Source organism: Paenibacillus sp. FSL R5-0378 (genome assembly GCF_038009285.1).
Lineage (GTDB): Bacteria > Bacillota > Bacilli > Paenibacillales > Paenibacillaceae > Paenibacillus_AQ > Paenibacillus_AQ favisporus.
On the sequence record NZ_JBBPAY010000001.1, the window covers coordinates 1361661 to 1382715 of the forward strand.

A 21055-nucleotide genomic window follows, 5' to 3' on the forward strand; every position below is an offset into this window, starting at 1 on the left:
TCCTTTCACATGGGCGAAATACGAGGAAAGGTAGGTTTACGCCATTCTATGAAAAAAATAACGGCATGCATGCTAGCACTCGCCATGGCATTGGACATAGGAATCACAGGAGGGATGGGAGGAAGTCCCGTATCAGCTGCAGCAACGGCAGTAAAGGCTCAAATGAGCGGACCGCTTATCTCCACACTGCCAGAGGATGGGGCCATGGAGGTTGGGAGACGTCCGGATTTTCAGCTGACCTTTAACCAAAACGTACATATTGCCGATCCATCCAGCGATCCAGTGTCGGACCCAGCGGTGCGGATCATCGATCCGGCTCATCCGGAAGAGGCCAACCAGATCAAGCTCAGCCTAAGCGATTTGAAGGCCATGGATTCGAAGAATCCAGCACCCTCCGATAAATTCACCTTCCAGTTACCTGAAGGCAAATGGCTGTCCTATAAGACGGATTATCAGGTGAAAGTCGAGGCGGGGGTTCTGAAAGACGCTTCAGATCAACCGTTGGACGAGTCGACGTTTACGTTCACCACGTTAAGCAAGCTGGCTGTCGTGGACTACGCGCCCCAAGTGGGTTCAATCGGTGCCAGCACTTCCAACGCGCTGCAGCTGACTTTTAATGAGGAGATCCAAACGGGAAGCGGCAGCGTGCAGATCAAACGCGTGTCCGACAACCAAGTGGTGGACTCCATTACGCTGACGCAGGGGCAGACGAATTCACGGGTTCTAGTGGATGGGAAGAAGGTTAGCTTCGCGTTGTCCCGTTCGTTGGACAAAAACACAACGTATTACGTGTATATCCCTGCTGGTGCGATCACCACGCTGGATGGGCAAGCGTTCGGCGGGTTGACGACGGGCGGGCAGTGGTATTTTACGACGCAGGGTGATACCGCCATTACGGCCAACTCGCCGCAAAGCGCCGCGACCGGGATCGCCACGAACGGCAAGCTCCAGCTGTCCTTTAACAACCCGGTGTATCCAGGGCAGGGAACAATTGATTTGTATAAATCGAACGGTACCAAGGTAACTTCGATTAATGTCCAATCCACCCAGGTGACAGGCGGCGGGTCGACGGTCGTGACGATCGATCCGGGAAGCGTGTTGGCATACGGGTCGTCGTATTATGTGATCGTGCCGACAGGCGCTTTTCAGGACGGAGAAGGCAAGAATGTGCCGGGAATTACATCGACCAACGGCTGGACCTTCACGACGGCAGCGGCGCCAGGCAGCACGACTCCGCTATCCGTTTCCAGCTTGTTCCCGGCAAGCGGAAGCACGAACGTGGCGGTGGACGCGACGCTGTATATGAATTTTAACCGGGAAGTCGTTCGCGGTTCAGGGAATGTACTGCTCCGCAAATCCTCTAATGGTGCCAGTGTTCCTTTGACGGTCACGGTAAGTGGGACCCAGGCCAAAATCCAGCTGCAGTCCGGTTACACACTCGACAGAGACGGGTCCTATTACGTGACTGTAGATCCGGGGGCTTTTTACGACAAACAGAACCCTGGCATGAATTATGCTGGAATTACAAGCAATACGGGGTGGACATTCCAGACGTACACATCGGACAAGCAAGCTCCGGTGCTGCAGAGCAGCGAGATGTACAGCAACACGACCATCCGGCTCGTATATAATGAAGCTTTGTATTCGGACTCCTGGCCATCGACGGCCAACTTTAACGTGACGGTGAACGACGAAACGCGGCGGATCAGCTACGTGTATACCTCCGGTGACAGTGTCTATGTCATTCTGGAGACCGGCGTCGCCGTCGGGCAAAATGTGAAAATCAGCTACAGCGGCGGCTCCAGCCCGATCCGCGATACGGCGGGGAATGCGGCGGCGGCTTTTGGGGCCCGCGAGGTTTTGAACGGCGTGGATTCCGCACTGCCGAAGCCAACCAGCGGCACGATTTCGGGAAGCACGGTGGTGCTGTATTTTAGCCAGTCGCTGAAAAGCCCATCTGCCTATGCCTACGAGCAGTTCACAGTGACGGCGGACGGAACGAGTATGGGCGTCAAAAGCGTGAGTCAAAGCGGCCAGTCCTTGACGTTGTCCCTGAACACGTCCGTCGGTGACGGGCAGGTGGTGCGGGTCAGCTACAAACCGGGGGCGTATCCGATTCAGGATTACCGCGGACAAAATATCGCCGGATTCACGGACTACATCGTCCGCAACTATTGGGACACAAAGCCCCCGGTCATGGACAAGGCGGAAGGCGGCGGCACCAAGCTCGTCCTGACGTATAACGAGCTGCTCAGCACGACCAATGTGCCGATGAAAAGCCAGTTTTCCGTACTGGTCAACAATGTGCCGAATTACGTGACCGCGGTGGAGATCAAGGGCAATCAGGTGACCTTGACCCTGACCACTGCACTAAGCATGGACAACAAGGTGACGATTTCGTACGTGCCCGGTACGGCGCGCCTGACAGACCTGAACGGGAACGCGGCCGGATACCTGAACTTGGAGCCGGTTACTGTTACGAATTCAGTTGACATGGGAGGCATTCAATCAGCGGTCGTGCAGGGTGACACAATCCAGGTTGTGTTTAATAAAACATTAGTATCACAACCCTCGGTTACAGTGACCCAATTCCAAGTGTTGGTGGACGGTATAACGAGTTCCCTGTACAGCGCCTCGGTCAATGGCAGCACGCTGACGCTCAAGCTCAGCAATCCGGTCATCAGCGGCCAAAAGGTGGAGCTGTCTTACTTTCCAGGGGCAGCGCCACTAAAGGATAGCGCAGGCAATGATCTGAAGTATTTTAGCAAAATCCCGGTCAGCAGTACAGGAACGACAGCAGGCAGCGGATCGACCGATCCGAATCGTCCTTCTTACCTGACGTTCATGGAGTCATCTGAGTTTGGACAGGCTATGTTTGCGCTTGGCAACCAGGTGACGGCCGTCTCGGACGTGAAGTCCCGCAACAACCAATATATTAAGCAGTACCGGGTTGATGGCGAGAAGCTGAAACAGGCCTACCAATATATGCTGAATTCCGGTGAAAAGCTGCACACGCTCGTTGTAGATGCGGCCGTCGGGCTAAGCTCAGCATCGGTTACGTTCCCGCTAGACACGCTCCAGCAAGTCTATAATATCGATCGCAGCGCGGTACTGGCGGTGAAAGCCGGGGACGCCGTGTATATGGTACCTTTTAGCAAAGTGAACCTGCCGGACATTGCCAGCAGCCTGAATGCCAGCAGCTCTTCCGTAACGCTTAACATCACGGTAGAGAAGCTGTCGGCAGAGGCAGCCGCGGATTTGAGCAAGAAGCTGAACACCAGCTCCAGCCAAAAGATCACCGAGCCAGTAGACTTCTATGTATCCGCCGTGAACAACAGTTCGCCGAACAATCCACGTGAGCTGAAGCTCAGCGGGGAGGTTCTCGTCCGGACGAGCAGTGCGCTGCAGGACAGCCGGTCCAGCCTGGTCCGCTTCGACAGCGGAGCCAACAAGCTGACCTACGTTCCGGGAGTGATCGACACAGCAGGCAGCCGCCGGGTATTCCATGGCAAGGTAAAGGGGAACTTTACTGTTTTCGGAGCGACATTCTATAAATATTACAGCGATCTTGGCAATCACTGGGCGAAAGACGCGATCAGCACGCTGTCCGCCAAGCAGGTGATCGAGGGCCGTACGAATACGCTGTTTGCCCCGGATCAGAGCATTACCCGTGCTGAGTTTGCCGAGTACGTGGCCAGGGCTCTCGGATTGGAAGGAGATGCGCAGAGCGCGGATCGCTTCTATGACGTGGTCAACATCGGCTCCAGCGCCTATATCGGGGCGGCGGCCAAAGCCGGCATCGTCACCGGCAATACGGACGGTTCGTTCAAACCGAACAGCTCGATCACACGCGAGCAGATGGGGATCATGATGGTCCGTGCCATGAACTATGCGGGATACAACTCGACGCTGAGCTATCCGGCGTCCACGTACCTGAAAGTTTTTAAGGACAGCAAGCAAATCCAGTATCCGGATTCCGCGGCCCGCGTCCTGAAGGAAGGCATTATCCAGGGCGTCACAGTGAACACGTTCCAGCCCCGCGGAAATGCAACCCGCTCCCAGGCGGCAGTCATGCTTCAGCGTCTGCTGGAGAAAATCGGGTACATGTAACCAGAGCAGTAAACAGGTTAAATCTCCCACAAAATCATAGAGTTTCCATTTCGGTACGTCAGCCCTACTTCGGTGGGGCTTTTTTTGTGGGATTTTTCGGTGGATTTTGCTAAAAAGATTAATTTTCCGTAACTTTTTTGGATAATTTCAGTCTATTTAATAGGGAGTTCATACTGGACCTAGATAATAGAGTCTGTGAACTCATGCTGTAACGTGAATAGTCGGTTGGTCCTGTTTATGAACGAGCAACGATAGAATAGCATTGCGTATGAAGAAGATGGGAGAGTTAACAGTACATGAAATGGCATAATGATCGCATGGGGAACGAGCACAAGAAGGGTGCAGGCAAGAAGTGGATGGTCGTATCGCTGGCCGGCCTGCTGTTTATTACGCCGGTTATCGGCAGCGGCATCCCGCTGAACGGACATTCTATTGCTTCGGTGGCCAGCGCGGCCACGGCGGCGACCGTAACGAAGCTTAGTGAGAGCCCGGTTACGTCTGGGGCGATAATGACCAAGTACAAATTTACGACGACGCGCTCCGGCAAACAGGCGACGGCACTGGCGGATGTTATCAAAGTGGATTTGCAGAATCCGAACGTCAAGATTGACGTCATGAACGGCCAGGACGGTCAGCTGACCACCAAACAGAGCACTGGCGGCATGGTCAAAGAGACTGGTGCGGTAGCAGGCGTGAATGGGGACTATTTTAATACGGCCGGAGACGGGGCACCGATCGGGGGTCAGGTCACCAGCGGGGAACTGGTATCGACGCCTTCGGATCTGAAGGGGATGTATTCCTTTGCGGTTACCAAGAGCGGTACGCCGGTTATTGATCAGTTTTCGTTTGACGGAACGGTAACAGCCCAAGACGGCTCTACGTTCCCGCTGGCAGGCGTCAACAAGGCATCTTACACGCCGGAGAGCGGTACTTCAAATTACAGCCATGCGAATGCCATGTATATTTATACAAGCGCCTGGAAGTCGCCGGTTCGTCCGAAGAACAGCTCCACTACACCGGTTGAGGTTCTGGTGCAAAATAACGTGATTACGCAAATTTCCGAGCCAGGCGGCTTCGATTTCGCAGTGCCGGAGGACGGGTACATTTTGCGGACTCACGGAACGGCAGCGCAGTTCGTAACGAACCATATGGCAGTCGGCCAAACGATCACAACCGACTACAAGCTGCTGTCCAAAACGTCCGGACAGTCGCTTGATCCGGCCAACCTGCAGATGATGATCGGCGGGCATACGATTCTCGTGAACAACGGAGCGGCGTCGGCCTTTTCGCGCGACGTATCCAGCATCGGAGGCTACCGCGCCCGTACGGCACTCGGATATTCGAAGGATCAGCGCTACGCATATATCGTAGCCGTTGAGAAGAACGATAACAGCTCCGGCATGTCGCTGTCCGAGCTGCAGACCTTTATGGTCAAGGTCGGTGTCTGGAAAGGGATGAACCTGGACGGTGGCGGCTCCACAACGATGGTGGACCGGCCGCTCGGCGAAACGGGCACGAAGCTGACGTTCGACACGGAATACGGCACGACCCAGCGCAGCGTCGTCAACGCTGTCGGCGTGTACACCGAGGCGCCGCAGGGCAGCCTGCTCGGACTGAAAATCAGCGGCTCTTCCGCGATCCTGATCGGGCAGCAGGCGTCGTTCCAGCTGAAAGGCTACGACACCTACTACAACCCGATCGACGTGTCGAGCATTACGCCGACCTGGAAGTCGAGCAACGGCAACATCGTTGTCAGCGGGCAGACGGTGAAGGGCGTGAAGCCGGGAACATCGACGATTACCGCGGTCAGCGGCAAAGCCAACGCCAGCATGCAGGTGAAGGTTATCGGCGGAGACGACCTGTCCGCCCTGAACGTCGGAACGGCAACGGCTCCGCTGAAGGCAGGCAGCACGGTATCAGTGCCGGTTACGGCGGTGACGAAGGACGGGCAGAGCATCACGGTTCCGGCCGGCTCCCTGAAATGGGAATTCATCGGATTTAAAGGCAGCGTGCAGGATGACAAGCTGACCGTCGCTTCGGTAAATGCGAATACGAAGGTTGGTTACGCGATCGCCCGTTATAACGGCTTCAGCACCGTCGTCGTGCTGTCGGCAGCAGGCGAAGACATGTGGGAAAACTTTGAAAATGTCACATACCCGGTTGATTTCACGACGAACAGCGGCAGCCAGGTGACCGGATCGGCACAGGTGACGCAGGGAACCGGCGACCATGCCAATTCCAAAGTGCTTCAGCTGCAGTATGACATGACGGCCGGCAGCGGCAAAATGTATGCTTATGCACAACTGAACGGCACTTCGGGCAAAGGCATTAATGCGGCGGCTACGTCGATGTCAATCGACGCGATGGGCGACAACAGCCTGAACTGGATGCGTGCCGAGCTGACGGACGCGAAAGGACAGACGGTATACGTCGACCTGGCCAAGGCCATTGACTGGACGGGCTGGAAAACGATCAACGTGGATCTGAGCAGCCTGGGCATCGCCTTCCCGGCCCAACTGAAGCGCCTCTACGTCGTCAATGTCGAAGATGGTCAGGACGAGCGGGCGAAGACGGGCACGGTTGCTTTTGACAACATTAAATTCACGATGCCTTCGCTGTCCAGCGATGCCGGCCTTCCAACCGGCAAGGTGATCATGGCGGTCGGGCAGAAGTCCTATATGTCGAACGGACAGAAGAAATCCATGGACGCTGCGCCGGTCATGAAGAACGGTACGACCTACATTCCGGTGAAATACGTACTGGATACATTTGGCGGACAAGCGACATGGGATTCGGCCAATCAGCGGATCAGCGTCCTGCGGGGCGGCAAGCTGATGGACTTGACGGTCGGCAAAAAGGAATATATCCTAAACGGCAAGCGTAAAAGCGCAGAAGTTGCTCCATTCATTACCCAAGGTCGTACTTTAGTCCCACTTCGGCTCGTTTCCGAGCAATTAGGATTACAAGTAAATTGGGAACAAAACACGAAGACCATTACCATCCAATCATGATATGGTATGATATGTATAGAATTGAACTTAGGAAATGCGACTGCAGCTCATTCTATGTAGAACTGTAATGGTTAGAAATGGAGTAGAACATTCGTGGATTTTCAAGCCGATGCGATAGACCGAGTCATTAAGAATGCCATCCAGGTGGTTGAAAACAGCAAATATCAGATGTTCGAGATTCTCGAGACGGCCCGGGACGAGCTGCTCACGTTGAATCAGGAACTGCAGTTAGTGATGAAGGAAACCGTGGAGACGCTGCAGAAGGTGGATCAGCTGGAGCTGAACTACCGCCGCTCCCGGATCCGGCTGACCGAGGTCAGCCGGGACTTCGTCCGGTACAAAGAGGATGATATTAGGCAGGCCTACGAGAAAGCGACGCAGCTGCAGCTTGATGTGATGATTTATCGTGAGAAGGAAATGTATTTGAAGGCCAGACGCGATGAACTCCAGAAGCGGGTGAGAAGTGTCGAAAATTCGATAGAACGTGCCGAATCCATCGGATCGCAGATGGGCGTTGTCATGGAATACCTGTCGGGAGAGCTGGGACAAGTGACCCGGATCATCGAGACGGCCAAGAACCGCCAGGTGATCGGTCTGAAAATTATTTTGGCGCAGGAAGAAGAGCGCAAACGCATCGCCCGTGAAATCCATGATGGTCCGGCGCAGCTGCTCGCTAACCTGGTCCTTAGAACCGAAATTGTGGAAAGAATGCTGCTGAAGCAGGAATTTAAGATGGTGCAGGACGAAATAGTAGATTTGAAGGGGCAGGTACGCTCCAGCCTTGAAGAAATGCGCAAGGTCATTTTTAATCTGCGTCCTATGGCACTCGATGATTTGGGACTGATCCCGACGCTGCGCAAATACGCGCACGATTACGAGGAGAAGACCAAGATCCGTACCATGTTCGAAACGAGAGGGAAAGAGCATCGTCTTTCTTCTGCAATGGAGGCGGCGATCTACCGTCTGGTCCAGGAAGCACTGAGCAATGCGGCGAAGCATGCCCACCCAACCTATGTGTTAATTGAAATTACATATCAAGCGCAGATGGTTAAAATTGTCGTTCAAGACAATGGACTTGGATTCCGAGTCGAGCTTCTGGAACAGAAGAGCAAGGATCATTTCGGTTTAATCGGAATGCGCGAGAGGGTAGAGCTTCTCGAAGGGAGAATGGAGATCGAATCGGCCGAGAACCAGGGTACGAAGATCATTATCCATATCCCAACGAACGTGGAAAAGGGAAAGGAGTAGTTGGATGGAAACGAGAGATTCCGGCAAAACAACCATTAAGGTCCTCCTGGCTGACGATCATCAACTGTTTCGCGAGGGTCTGAAGCGTATTTTGAACATGGAGGAAGACATTGAGGTCATCGGGGAATGCGGCGATGGTATTCAGGTGCTCGAATTTTGCAACGATATCAAACCCGACATTGTCCTGATGGATATTAATATGCCTGTGGAAAATGGTGTGGAGGCCACGGAGAAGCTCCGCGAGCTGTTTCCGGATGTAAAGGTCATTATTCTATCCATTCATGATGATGAGAGTTACGTATTCGAGACGCTCCGCAAGGGCGCGAACGGATACCTGCTCAAGGATATGGAAGCCGAGTCGCTGATCAATGCGATCCGTTCGGTTCAGGAAGGCTATGCATTTATTCATCCAAAAGTGACCGGCAAGCTGATTCAGCAGCTGCGGCGCATGACCTTCCTGAACGAAACGGGTGCCATGACTGAGAGCGGCGTCCGCGAAGCAGGCGTCAAGTTCGTGGCCGGCGAGAACAATCCGCTGACCCGGCGGGAAGCTGAAGTGCTGCGCCTGATGGCGGAAGGCAAGAGCAACAAGATGATCGGAGAGTTTTTATTCATAAGCGAGAAAACGGTCAAGAACCATGTCAGCAGCATCCTGCAGAAGATGGAAGTCGACGATCGTACGCAAGCAGTTATCAACTCGATTAAATACGGTTGGGTAACGCTCTAATACCATAATTTTGGGATAGCTGCTTGCCTCTGCCAAAGTTTGTGAAAAATTCCACTGTGCGCTCGCTCATGCCCCTTTCGTCAGAGGTGTGGGCGATCCGGCCTTTATCATTCACCGTCCGGTTTGTACCCGCATATAGTGTGGGTATACAGGAGGTGAGTCTGCATGATGATTCCGCTTTTGTGGATCACGGCGGTATACGTGCTGGCGGCTGCGGCGGTTCACTTATTTCATGCTTGGCAGAAGCGCAAAAGTTCACCCTGGGTTCACTATACGCTGGTGACGTCCAACCATGAAGGACAGATCGAATGGTACATCCGGGCATTCGGGTGGTATTCGTTCATTTCAGGCAAGAAGCTTCGTCTAACGGTGATGGATGCAGCTTCCACGGATCAGACCGTGGAAATTGTCCACCGAATGCACGGAACCGCGGGTATGGAATTGTCCGTCGTCCCGATGCAGTCCTCCGTGGAGCACGGAGACATCGAAGGAACCTTGGTGCTGGCTGACGGCATGATTTCCGAAATGATTGATTTGAGAAAGCCGCATGAAGCGGAGCGCATCCCTTATGTCTAATACGCAGGGAACTGCGTTCATGCCGGGAGGCGGCATAATGCAGAATACAGAGTGAAGCACACTCCAATGGCGACAAGCCGGGGGTGTGCTTTTTTGCGTTGGGCGGAGGATCGTCGGTGATTTGTGAATTTTAAGGACTTGTATAGATTGAACTAAAGATTTTGCATTGAACTTCCTGTTAGATCGGCCCAACAGCGGCCTATAACATTCATTTATTTTCATTTCTTTAGTTCGTTCTATGTAGATTTACATATCACTCGTGCTGAAAAGATTCTTGATGAGATTGAGGTTTTCCGTAGGAGGACAGGATATTCGGCTTTTACGTTTCACCGAAACGGGAAGGGAGAAAGGAGGCGGGCGCATGCGTGTCGCCGTATATGCCATCCGGCAAGGGCAGCGGTGGAGGATGAAGATTTCGCTGGACCTGCGTATTGATATCGTATGGTGGGAGTATGTGCACAGGGATGCTGGAATGGATGGAACGATGGTTTTGCTGTCGGGGGACATGCCTCTAGGCTGGGCTTGCAAGGTGGCTAGGGATTTTGTGGGTACGTCGGACATGGCGGCCTGGAAGATGCAGCAGTGGAGGGGGTGGTTGGAGGCGGAGTTGAGGGAGGAGATGGAGCGGGAAGGGCACAACCTCAAGGGCAATGATGAAGCAGCGAGGGGTGCATTCAAGGTTAAGGGCTATGGCTTGGCGACGAAGGATGAGTTCAAATCCAAGGGCAATAACGGAGTGACCCGGGAAGGATTCAAAGCCAAGGACCATGACGGAGCTGTGCGGGATGGGCTTAACCTCAAGAGCAATGACAGAAAAGTCGGGGGTGGTTGTTCAGGAATGTGGAGCTGGGAGCTCGGCGAGCCGCTATCTCCTGCCGTATGGCAGGGGCTGATGCGTCAGCCGGAGGAAGGGCAGTGGGCAGGAGACGTAAGGGATCCGGTTGTGCTCAGAGTGCTTGCGGAGCATGCCGCGCAGCTGGTGGACAGGCTGCGCGGTAGGTCGCTGCTCGCAGCGGAGGTCGACTCGCTGCTGAGCGACCGGGCGCCGGGGCTAGCCGGCGCCTGGCACAGCACGGCGCAGCTGGCCTACCTGCAGGGCCAGCTGGCGCTGGACGCGGGCGTGGCTGCCGCCAGCCCGCGCAAGGGGCCCCGCGGCGCGCTTCGCGCCGGCCGCGGCCAGGCCCCCGCTGCCGCCGGTGCGGCAGCGAAGCCACGGGCCGCACGGCCTGCGCCGCGTGCGGCCTCGCGGCCTGCGCCTACTGCGAGGCATGCCTCGCGCTCGGGCGCAGCCGCGCCTGCTCGCTGCTGCTTCGCACAGCAGCGGATCCGGCCGTGCGGGGCACGGCCGGGGAATCCACCGCCGCCGTCGCGGGGCGGTGGGGATTGAGCGCAGCCCAGGGCGATGCCGCCTGGGCCGCGCTGGGGTTCCTGGCGGAGCCGCCCGAAGGGGGCTCCGCGGCAGGCGGCCGCACCGGCTGGATGTGGCCGAGATGGGGTGCCGCGCGGAGAAGCGGCACCAGCATCGCGCCCTCCCGCTTCCTGCTGTGGGCCGTGACGGGCGCGGGCAAAACCGAAATGATCTTCCCGCTGCTGAACTCCGTGCTGGCGGTGGGCGGGCGCGTGCTTGTGGCCACGCCGCGCCGGGACGTGGTGCTCGAGCTCGCCCCACGCCTTGCCAAAGCGTTCAGCGGTGTCCGAATCGTCACCCTGTACGGCGGCAGCGCCGAGCGTTGGGAGAGCGGCGCCTTAACGCTCGCGACCACCCACCAGCTGATGCGTTTCTATCACGCATTCGACCTGGTAGTGATCGATGAGCTCGACGCATTTCCCTATCATAACGACCCTATGCTAGCCTATGCGGCGCAGCATGCCTGCAAGCCGGACGGTAAATTTGTATATCTGTCGGCGACTCCTCCTCGTCCGCTGCAGCGGGAGGTATCCCGAGGCACGCTGCCGCATGCCAAGGTACCCGTCCGGTACCACGGCCACCCGCTGCCTGTGCCGAAGCGGATCGCGATGCGCAGCGTCGAAACCTGCCTACGGCAGCCGAAGCTGCTGGGGCCACTGGCTGCGGAGCTCCGCCGGTCGATCGACCGGGGAGCGCAGATCTTTTTATTTGTCTCACGGATTCGCCATATCGGACCGCTCGTCGAGATTTTACGCCGCCGATTCAAAGATATTTCGGTTGAAGGGACATCCTCGGAAGACTCTGGGCGGGGTGAGAAAGTCATGGCTTTTCGGAAGAAGGAAATCCGCCTGCTCGTCACGACGACAATTCTGGAGCGGGGAGTGACCGTTCCCCGCAGCGACGTGTATATCCTGGATGCGGACAGCAGCCTGTTCGACGAGGCGTCGCTCGTCCAAATGGCCGGCCGGGCCGGGCGGTCTTCGGAGGATCCGGCAGGAAGGGTCATTTTTGCTTCATCCCAGTGGACGTTGTCCCAAAAGCTGGCCGTAAACCAGATCAAGGCGATGAACCGGATTGCCGGCAAGCACGGATATTTGAAGGGGTAACCTTCTAAGTCATAAGCCGATAGGAGGGATGATAAGTTGAAGTCCAGTAGTTCCTTGTTACAGATGATGCAGTATTTGCTGTCTCCGCCCGGCGAAACGTGCCTAACCTGCGGCAGCGTTAGCCGTCTTGTCTGCGAATGGCCGGGTATTTGCCGATCCTGCGCAGAGGCTATCCCCTGGATTCATAAACCCCGCTGCCTCTGCTGCGGCCGTGCCATCGGCTGTCCGGACTGTCTGCGGGAAGAGATGAGACACCGATCTTTTGTCTGTAATCGGAGCGCCGTCCAGTATAACGGGGTAATGAGAGAATGGCTGGCCCAATATAAGTATCGCGGGCATGAGAAATACGCGGATCTGATTGTCCATATGCTGAGCAGGGCTTACCTACAGATGCAGGAGGAACTAAGCAGCCTGTTGCTCGGTCTTAACCCTAAACTGACGCAAGGAAAACTTTTGTCGTCGTCTTCTGGGGATTCAATTTCGTCTACTGGAATTTCAGCATCTTCGCCAGGTTTATTTTCAACGAGAAGTTCAGGCACTGTACCAGGCCACACATTTCGCTCATTCCACCCCCAAAATCAGCGTATTCAATCGGATGCCTCTATTGGATTCTTTTCAGCGGTTATTTCCAAGGTTATTTCAAGGGTCGATTTCGTTTTGCCAGAGGTGCCCCTTTTCCATAAATTAAGAGAAACTTCGCAACAGGCTTTATGGAAGCCGGACGTGATTACTTATGTCCCCGTAAGCGACGTCCGGTTGAAGGAGCGGGGATTTAATCAGGCGGAGGTGTTGGCGAGAGGGCTTGGAAACAAGCATCGGATTCCTGTCATGCCGCTTTTGGTCCGCAGGGAGCACACCGCCAAGCAGAGCTATAAATCCCGTCAGGAGCGGATCGATTCGATGAAGAATGTGTTTGCTGTTCATGAGGAAGGGGTAGAAGCTGCCTTATCGTTGTATATGCGTACATATGGGATGCCATCTAAAGCAAGTCATAGTAATAGCGAGATGACTCGTCATGAAAGCCATGGACATGCTATAACGGCTCAGGATGCTCCTCTGCCCATGCAAATTCTTTTAATAGACGACATTTATACGACAGGCAGCACGATTAATGCATGCGCAGAGGTGCTGCGGAATACTTTGCACCAGGGATTGGGGCTTGCCGCTGAAGTGTACAGCCTGACATGGGCCCGTTCGTAATGCCGACAAGAATCATGTCAGGATTTACCGAATCTCGTAAATTAAGATGGACGAAGGGAGCCTGAATAATGTAATCTAGAACCATATCATCATGGCTTGATTTGGTATTCGATAGGGGGAGAAGTACTATGGATCTTGCGAATTGCCCTCGCTGCGGCAGATTGTTTGCTGCCAATTTCAGAGACATTTGCCCGAACTGCATCAAGGAGATCGAACGCGAATACGAGATTTGCGTGGATTATCTGCGGGAGCAGAAGGGTGCCAATATACAGGAGCTGTCGGAAGCCACGGGTGTTTCCGTCAAGCAGATTACGAGTTTTGTCCGTGAGGGCCGGATCTCGGTCGTGAATGCACCGAACTTGATGTATCCGTGCGAGGTTTGCGGTACACTGATTCGTGAGGGGCATATGTGCGACTCTTGCCGCACCCGTCTGACCCGAGAGCTCAGCCAGGCTGCACAAGCAGGCCAAGATCAGGATTCAGGTCCTAGAAAACCGGGTGAAGGTGCCTACCGTGTCGTGGATAAATTCCACAAATAACCGACTGCCGCACTAAAAACGGCAGCAGCTATTAATAATGTTTCAGTGACGACCGATAAACTTAGTAAAGATTATCGGTTGTTTGCATTTTGCATGCGAACGGGCTGACGTGTCGGCTTGGGAGGCCGGGTGAGTACCCGGCGGAGCAGCCCGCATATTGTGAAAGAAGGTGGAAGATATGAAAATTAATGATACCGGCAGAATTGGTGGAGTTAACCCTTATCAACGGAATATGGAGACGCAGCGGCAGGAAGCGCAAAAGCCTGCACGCAAGAAGGACCAAGTTTCCATTTCCTCGGAGGCGATTGAAATGCTTGAGGCCCAGAGCCGTGCCAATGACCCGGAGAGAGCGAAGAAGCTCGAGGATCTGAAGCAGAGAATCGCATCCGGCACCTATCAAGTGGATGCTGGTAAACTGGCCGATAAGCTGATGCCTTATTTTAAAGAGTTCCCAAGGAATTAGGTGACCCCATATGTCTGTTCATACTTTAATCGACCTGCTGGAGCAGCTGGATACGGTTCATCACCACATGCTGGACTTGGCTGCAGAGAAGAAGAAAGTCATCATTGCCAATGAAGTAGAGTCTCTCATCAAGATCATGAACCAGGAAGCCAAGCTGGTGAAGCAGATCGAAATTCTCGAACAGAAGCGCGCGGCCTCCGCCCAGCAGTATTTACGCGAACGCGGCATCAAGTCGGAATTGAACCTGAATCTGACGGAACTGTCGCGGCTTGTTTTTGACGTGGAAGAGAAGAAGCGGCTGCTTGCCATTCAGGAGAAGCTGTCGGAGACCCTGCAGAAGCTGAAGAGGGCGAACGAGCTGAACCAGAAGCTGATCGAGCAGTCGCTTTCGTTTATAGATTTGTCCCTGGATATTCTGGTCGGAAGACCGAATCAGGATGTCACCTACCACCATCCGGCCGATCGGAGCGGGAACGTGATCCGGAGCGGCCTTTTCGATTCAAGGGCTTGAGTCCTTAAAAGTTTGTTTTTCTTGTGAGCATTACGAGTGTCGGGGCTCCCCGCAGATTTTTACATGAACCAACGACGAAGCAGAGACCCACAACGTGGGGCAATTGAGACATGGGTGAGCCCGGCTCTCCCCCGAACGTGAAGGAGGATTTTGTTGCATGACATCCACATTCCATTCCATCGAGACGGCGAAGCGAAGTCTGTTTACGCAGACCGCTGCACTGGGTACGACCGGCCATAACATCGCCAACGCCAATACGGAAGGCTTCAGCCGGCAAACCGTAAAAATGCAGGCGTCCCGTCCAATCGAGGCTTACGGCATGAACCGCTCCACTGCGCCTGGACAGCTGGGCACGGGGGTTGAATACCCGTCGGTTGAACGGATCCGCGAGAGCTTTCTCGATACTCAGTTCCGCAGCGAAAGCAACGCCAACGGCAGCTGGACGATCAAATCGGACACATTGGACAAGCTGCAGGGTATTTTTAACGAGCCGTCTGACACGGGCATCAGCAAGGTACTCGGCAACTTCTGGAATTCCTGGTCCAACTTGAGCAAAGATCCGGAAAGCGCCGCGGCGCGCAAAGTCGTCAAGGAAAATGCAACGGCTCTGACGGATGCAATGAATTACATGAGCGGCCAATTGGATAAAATGAGCCAGGATTTGACCGCCAACGTCGGCGTCAAAGCCAGCGAGGTTCAAAACTACCTGAACTCCATCGCGGACCTGAATCAGTCGATCACGCGGATTGAAGGACTCGGGGACAATGCCAATGACCTTAGAGACCAACGCGACCTGCTGACGGACAAGCTGTCCAAAATCATTAACATCACGGTCCAGGACACCGACCAGGGTTATAATATTTCGATGGGCGGACAAGCCCTCGTCGAAGGGTTTGCCGTGAGCGCGGATGTGGATGGTACAGGTCCGGATGACCGGGGTGCTTTTCTTGAAGCAGCCTATGCGTCTGGAAATCTACAGGGCGGAGAGGTTTACGGCATCATTGCTTCCCGTGAAGGCTACGTGAAGGATTACCAGAAGCAGCTCAATGACTTGGCCAACACCTTGGCGAACGGTGATATTCAGATCACGATTCCAAAAGGCAGCGTACTGCCGGCCGGTGTCACCCTCCCGGGCATTACCGGACGGGTTGTCGATCAGGATACGGTCGTAACCGTCAAAGGCCTGAACGTCTTGCACCAGCTGGGATATACGATGGATGGGACCACCACGGGCGGTCTGCCTTTCTTTGAATCGAGCGATGGCGGTCCGATTACGGCGGGAAATATCCGCCTGAACACGAAGATTGCGGAAGATCCCACCCTGATTGCTACCTCAATGCGAACCGAAGGTTCGGGAACGGACGAGAAGGTTGTCAAAGGAAGCAATACGCTGGCCCTGCTCATGGCTAATATGAAGCAGACCAACTTTACTTCGCCGGATGGCACCCGCTCCACGACGATCGACGGCTATTACAGCTCGATGGTGGGACAGCTGGGGGTACAAGCCCAGGAAGCGAGCCGGCAGACGCAAAACTCGGACATTCTGGTACAGCAGGTCGAGAGCCAGCGCCAGTCGGTCAGCGGCGTTTCTCTGGACGAGGAGATGGCGAACCTGATCAAGTTTCAGCATGCGTACGGCGCGTCCGCGCGTTTTATGACCACGTTCGACCAGCTGCTGGATAAACTGATCAACTCTACAGGAACTGTAGGAAGATAACGGTAAAGGTGGGTTAACGAAATGCTTAGAGTGACTTCCAATATGATGAACTCCCAGCTGCTCCTGAACTTGAACCGCAACGCGCGCGAGATGAACAACACGCAGAACCAGCTGGCCACCGGCCGCAAGCTGAATCGTCCTTCGGACGATCCCGTGGGCATTACTTACTCGCTGCGCTACCGTTCGGAGCTGGCTTCCAATGACCAATACACATCCAACGTGGACAGTGCGCTGTCCTGGCTGGATTTTAATGATACAGTGCTCAGCGAAGCTGGAGATGTCGTGCAGCGTCTGCGCGAGCTGACAACCAAAGCGGCGAACGGCACGAATCCGCAGTCTGCCCTGGATAGCATCAAGCAGGAAGTGTCCCAGCTGAAGGAACAGCTGATAGATATTGCAAACAGCAAGCTGAACGGGAAGTATGTTTTTAACGGGGAAGCGTATGACAAGAAGCCGTACGATTTTCCGAAAAACGATGATGGTACCTCCAACACGACAGGTCTGAACGCGGACGGGTCACCAAATGGTATGGGGATTGCCGATATCGTTACGGATAAGGGTCTCATCAATTTCAGCGTTGGCGAAAGCGTGAAGCTCCCGATCAACATGACCGGTACAGATGTATTTGGGAATGGGAGCGATGCGGACAACATTTTTAACATTATCGAAAATATCACCAAAAATCTGGACGACGGCAACTTTGCCGGCCTGTCTTCCCAGCTCGAACTGATCGACAGCCGCACCGAGAAAATGCTCACGTCCCGCGCGGAGCTGGGTGCCAAAACGAACCGCATCGAGCTGATGCAGGACCGGTTGTCCGATCTCAACATCAACCTGACGGACCTTCAGGCCAAAACTGAAGATGCCGACTATGCGGAGCTGATTATGAACTCCAAAATCCAGGAGAACATTTATAACGCCTCGCTGTCTGCCGGCTCCAAAATCATTCAACCATCCCTGGTTGATTTTCTGAGATAGTATCGTTTGTAGGAGGAAGGTATGGTACAGCCTATTCTGCAAATCCGCCAGACCCGGGCCCAGATTGGGATTGATGCCGACCTGGGTCAGTATTCCATTCGCCAGCCTAAGGCTGACGTGACCATGAACACTACGCCGTCGGAGCTGGAAATTCACCAGTACAAGCCGGAGCTTCATGTGGATCAGTCCAAGGCATTTTCGGCTTTCACCGGCGGCAACTTTATCGATATGAACAGCCGGATCTATTCCGGCTTTCAGGAGCTGTATCTACAGGGGATTGCCCGAAGGGTCGAGGAGGGTAACCGTGCCGCGGCCATTCACATTGCCAGCAACACGATCGCGAATATTTATGGTGAGGACTGGCAGCCGGTTCCTTTTCCGGAGACGCGCACGCCGGCTTCCATCGATAACGTCGACATTCAGATCGACACACGTTCGCCGGATATTGAGTTCCGGAAGGCGCATACAGATATCCAGGTGCAAGTGAACCGGCCGGAGATCGAATATACCCGCGGCAAGCTGGACATTTATATGAAGCAGTACGCGTCCGTGCAGTATATCCCGCCGGAAATCGATACCCAGCGCTGATGTTGGGCAGGTATGAAATGATAGAGTAGACTATAGAGGGGGATTCTCGATCGCCTTCTATAGTTTTCTTTTTATTTAGAGATAAGTTGAACTGAAGAATACGATGCAAGCGGGGGAGTAAAGTGATTCCGAAGAAGCGAAGCGGTCACATTTGGCTTTCGGATTGCTACCTTACATTGGTTTTATAAATCAGAAATCCGAAAACAAGAGTGATCGTAGGGACATTTTACGTACTTGCCCTGAGTTATGGTACAGAAATTTCAATCGATGAACAAGGAGTGACCGCCATGATTATACAGACCGCATCCTGGGGAGAGCTCGACATCGCCGAGGAGCAAATTTATCGGTTTCCGAAAGGCATGCCGGGATTCGAGGAGGAAACGGAGTTCGCACTGATTTCGCTGGAGGAAGGACCTTTTGATTATTTGCAGTCGACGAAGGAGCCGGGCTTTGCTTTTCTGCTGGGAGATCCGTTTGTATATTTTCCACAGTACGAGTTCGACCTGCCGGAGGCAGATACAGAGGAGCTTGATATTCAATCCCAGGTCGTGATTCGCTGCATCATTTCGTTAAAAGAGCAGATAGATCAGTCCACGATGAATTTGCTCGCGCCTGTCGTGCTGAACCCAGAGAAGAACCTAGGCAAACAGGTAGTGCTGCATCATTCTCCATATCAGACTCGGCATCCACTTTGGAGCGAAAGCGGCTCCCAACCCTCAGCAAAGGCGGGTGAATAATCGTGCTGGTATTATCGCGTAAGAAAAATGAGTCCATCGTCATTCAGGATCAAATCGAAATCACGATATTGAGTGTGGAAGGGGATACGGTGAGAGTCGGTATTTCCGCTCCGCCGCATATTGATATTTTCCGTAAAGAGATCTACCTCTCGATCAAAGAGAGCAACCAGGAGTCGGCGGCACCCGCTCCGGCCATGCTGGAAGCTCTCCTGGGAAAATTGCGTGATCCGAATAAAAAATAAAAAAATCACGAGAAAAGTCTAAAAAGAGTTGTTCGCTGTGTCGATATATAGTTTAGACGCTGCTTTGGCGGGGCGGCCGACCTTAAAGAGGCAGCGTTACCACATGGACGTGGTACTAACTATATTTCAGGGAGGAAATACCCAATGATTATCAATCACAACATTGCGGCGTTGAACACTCACCGCCAGCTGTCCATTAACACAGCAAACACAAACAAAAATATCGAGAAACTGTCTTCCGGTCTTCGCATCAACCGTGCGGGCGATGACGCTGCCGGCCTGGCAATCTCCGAAAAAATGCGCGGCCAAATCCGCGGTTTGGACCAAGCTTCCCGTAACGCTCAAGACGGCATCTCTTTGATCCAAACAGCTGAGGGCGCTCTGAACGAAACTCACAGCATTCTGCAACGTATGCGCGAAATCTCCAACCAATCTGCGAACGGAACGAACACGGACACAGATCGTCAAGCTCTGCAAGACGAAATGAACCAATTGACTTCCGAAATCAACCGTATCGGTAACACAACTGAGTTCAACACTCAGAAGTTGCTGAAAGGTGACGGAACACAAAACCTCACCAGCACTGGAGTAATTAAAGATGGTTTCTTGAAAGATGGGGAAACTGTCAACACACCTGCATCTCAGACCCTGACTGTTGGTACAGCAGGTAAAGCAAACGACACGATCACTCTTACAATTAACGGCCAAGAAATTACTGCCAAACTGGATGCTGATGCAACAGCTACTGGCGACACGGCTACTTCTTTTGCAACTGCCTTACAGAAAGCTATCGACGCAAATGACACACTGAAAGGAAGCTTCACTGTAACTGGGAATGCAACAGCTAGTACGATTAAGATTGAAGCAGTTTCTAAAGAAAATGGCGGTAAATTCGACGGTGCACTCGGAAATATGACTGCAGCAGCGAAAACTGGTACAGTTGCTTTTACTGGTAATGCGGCATCTGTTGGTACGACAACATACACACAAGCGACTACTGACGTTGATTTCTCCAGCATTACTGATGCTGATACAGCGGCAGCCCTCGTTGGTAAAGGACTCACAATTAATGGTCAACAAATCGAGTTTTACGATGCAACTAAAGGCTCTTACAAAGGAAACGCACTTGGCGTAAATATCAGCGGTGCAGCAAATGGAGATGCAGTAATCAAAGCCATCGTGGATACTCTCGGTGACAAGATTGACGGTGTTAAACTCTCCGCTGATGCAACTAACAACGCTGGCAAGTTGACAGTTACAGCAACTGCAAAAGGTGAAGCCGGAAATGGAATTACAATCAAAGATGGCGGGGTTCAAAAGGACTTCCAAACTTCTTTCCAAATCGGTGCTAACACTGGTCAATCCATGAGCCTGTCCATTGGTGACATGCGTTCCAATGCTCTGGGTATTACTGGTAAAGCTGGTGATGCGGGATTCACGAAAGAAAATAGTGTAACTGACGGAACAAACGACGTTAAGAATGAAGCTGCTCTGAACATCTCCACAAAAGAAGACGCAGCTGCTGCTATCGCAGTTCTGGACAAAGCTACTCAAACCGTTTCCAGCGCGCGTTCTAAACTGGGTGCCGTTCAAAACCGTCTGGAGCACACGATCAACAACTTGGGAACAGCTTCCGAGAACCTGACAGCTGCTGAATCCCGTATCCGTGACGTTGATATGGCAAAAGAAATGATGGAACAAACGAAGAACAACATCCTTGCTCAAGCTGCACAAGCAATGCTGGCTCAAGCCAACCAACAGCCACAAGGCGTTCTGCAATTGCTCCGTTAATTTTAGAATTATCATTAAGAGTTCTGGGGATTTTCCCAGGGCTCTTTTTATTTTCTACAATTATGCAACATCAACTAAACCTCCAAGCAATAGAAGCCGATAA

The 21055-nt window shown here is 53.5% G+C and carries 17 protein-coding genes; all 17 read left to right on the forward strand.

What is annotated here, in order from left to right; translation table 11 throughout:
• Window positions 1–162: 162 nt before the first annotated feature.
• The 17 genes from MKY74_RS06030 (at window position 163) to MKY74_RS06105 (ending at window position 20952) form a co-directional block, all read left to right on the forward strand.
• On the forward strand, window positions 163–4110 hold the full coding sequence (locus MKY74_RS06030; RefSeq protein ID WP_341011794.1) for an Ig-like domain-containing protein: 3948 nt from the start codon (window positions 163–165) through the stop codon (window positions 4108–4110).
• A 296-nt stretch (window positions 4111–4406) separates the two neighbouring features.
• Window positions 4407–7121 (forward strand): stalk domain-containing protein, encoded by a 2715-nt coding sequence (locus tag MKY74_RS06035; RefSeq protein ID WP_076174612.1) that lies wholly within the window; start codon window positions 4407–4409, stop codon window positions 7119–7121.
• Between the two features lie 93 nt (window positions 7122–7214).
• Window positions 7215–8369, forward strand: a complete 1155-nt coding sequence (locus MKY74_RS06040) for a sensor histidine kinase (protein ID WP_076174609.1) — start codon at window positions 7215–7217, stop codon at window positions 8367–8369.
• A 4-nt stretch (window positions 8370–8373) separates the two neighbouring features.
• Window positions 8374–9096 (forward strand): response regulator transcription factor, encoded by a 723-nt coding sequence (locus MKY74_RS06045; protein ID WP_076174607.1) that lies wholly within the window; start codon window positions 8374–8376, stop codon window positions 9094–9096.
• A 165-nt stretch (window positions 9097–9261) separates the two neighbouring features.
• Window positions 9262–9672: a hypothetical protein gene (locus MKY74_RS06050; protein WP_076174604.1), complete on the forward strand. Its 411-nt coding sequence runs from the start codon at window positions 9262–9264 to the stop codon at window positions 9670–9672.
• 361 nt (window positions 9673–10033) lie between these two features.
• Window positions 10034–11059, forward strand: coding sequence for a hypothetical protein (locus MKY74_RS35665; protein WP_445671798.1), 1026 nt, complete (start codon window positions 10034–10036; stop codon window positions 11057–11059).
• Window positions 11005–12186, forward strand: coding sequence for a helicase-related protein (locus MKY74_RS06055; protein ID WP_445671799.1), 1182 nt, complete (start codon window positions 11005–11007; stop codon window positions 12184–12186). The genes MKY74_RS35665 and MKY74_RS06055 overlap by 55 nt, the downstream gene beginning before the upstream one ends.
• Before the next feature lie 300 nt (window positions 12187–12486).
• A complete protein-coding gene (locus MKY74_RS06060; protein WP_144025506.1) occupies window positions 12487–13386 on the forward strand; it encodes a ComF family protein in 900 nt (299 codons plus the stop codon).
• Window positions 13387–13514: 128 nt separating this feature from the next.
• Window positions 13515–13925, forward strand: a complete 411-nt coding sequence (locus MKY74_RS06065; protein WP_076174597.1) for a TIGR03826 family flagellar region protein — start codon at window positions 13515–13517, stop codon at window positions 13923–13925.
• A 178-nt stretch (window positions 13926–14103) separates the two neighbouring features.
• Window positions 14104–14388, forward strand: a complete 285-nt coding sequence (gene flgM, locus MKY74_RS06070) for a flagellar biosynthesis anti-sigma factor FlgM (RefSeq protein ID WP_076174595.1) — start codon at window positions 14104–14106, stop codon at window positions 14386–14388.
• Window positions 14389–14398: 10 nt separating this feature from the next.
• The gene (locus MKY74_RS06075) at window positions 14399–14899 is read left to right on the forward strand and encodes a flagellar protein FlgN (protein WP_076174593.1); all 501 of its coding nucleotides are present in this window, start codon (window positions 14399–14401) and stop codon (window positions 14897–14899) included.
• 157 nt (window positions 14900–15056) lie between these two features.
• Window positions 15057–16616 (forward strand): flagellar hook-associated protein FlgK, encoded by a 1560-nt coding sequence (gene flgK, locus MKY74_RS06080; protein WP_076174590.1) that lies wholly within the window; start codon window positions 15057–15059, stop codon window positions 16614–16616.
• Window positions 16617–16637: 21 nt separating this feature from the next.
• Window positions 16638–17594 carry a flagellar hook-associated protein FlgL gene (gene flgL / locus MKY74_RS06085; protein ID WP_076174588.1) on the forward strand — a complete coding sequence of 319 codons (957 nt, stop codon included), beginning with the start codon at window positions 16638–16640 and terminating at the stop codon, window positions 17592–17594.
• Between the two features lie 21 nt (window positions 17595–17615).
• Complete coding sequence (locus MKY74_RS06090) at window positions 17616–18182, forward strand: DUF6470 family protein (RefSeq protein WP_076174586.1); 567 nt, start codon at window positions 17616–17618, stop codon at window positions 18180–18182.
• A 287-nt stretch (window positions 18183–18469) separates the two neighbouring features.
• Window positions 18470–18919, forward strand: coding sequence for a flagellar assembly protein FliW (gene fliW / locus MKY74_RS06095; protein ID WP_076174584.1), 450 nt, complete (start codon window positions 18470–18472; stop codon window positions 18917–18919).
• A gap of 2 nt (window positions 18920–18921) precedes the next feature.
• On the forward strand, window positions 18922–19161 hold the full coding sequence (gene csrA, locus MKY74_RS06100) for a carbon storage regulator CsrA (protein ID WP_076174582.1): 240 nt from the start codon (window positions 18922–18924) through the stop codon (window positions 19159–19161).
• 144 nt (window positions 19162–19305) lie between these two features.
• Complete coding sequence (locus MKY74_RS06105) at window positions 19306–20952, forward strand: flagellin N-terminal helical domain-containing protein (RefSeq protein ID WP_076174580.1); 1647 nt, start codon at window positions 19306–19308, stop codon at window positions 20950–20952.
• The last annotated feature ends 103 nt before the right edge of the window (window positions 20953–21055 follow it).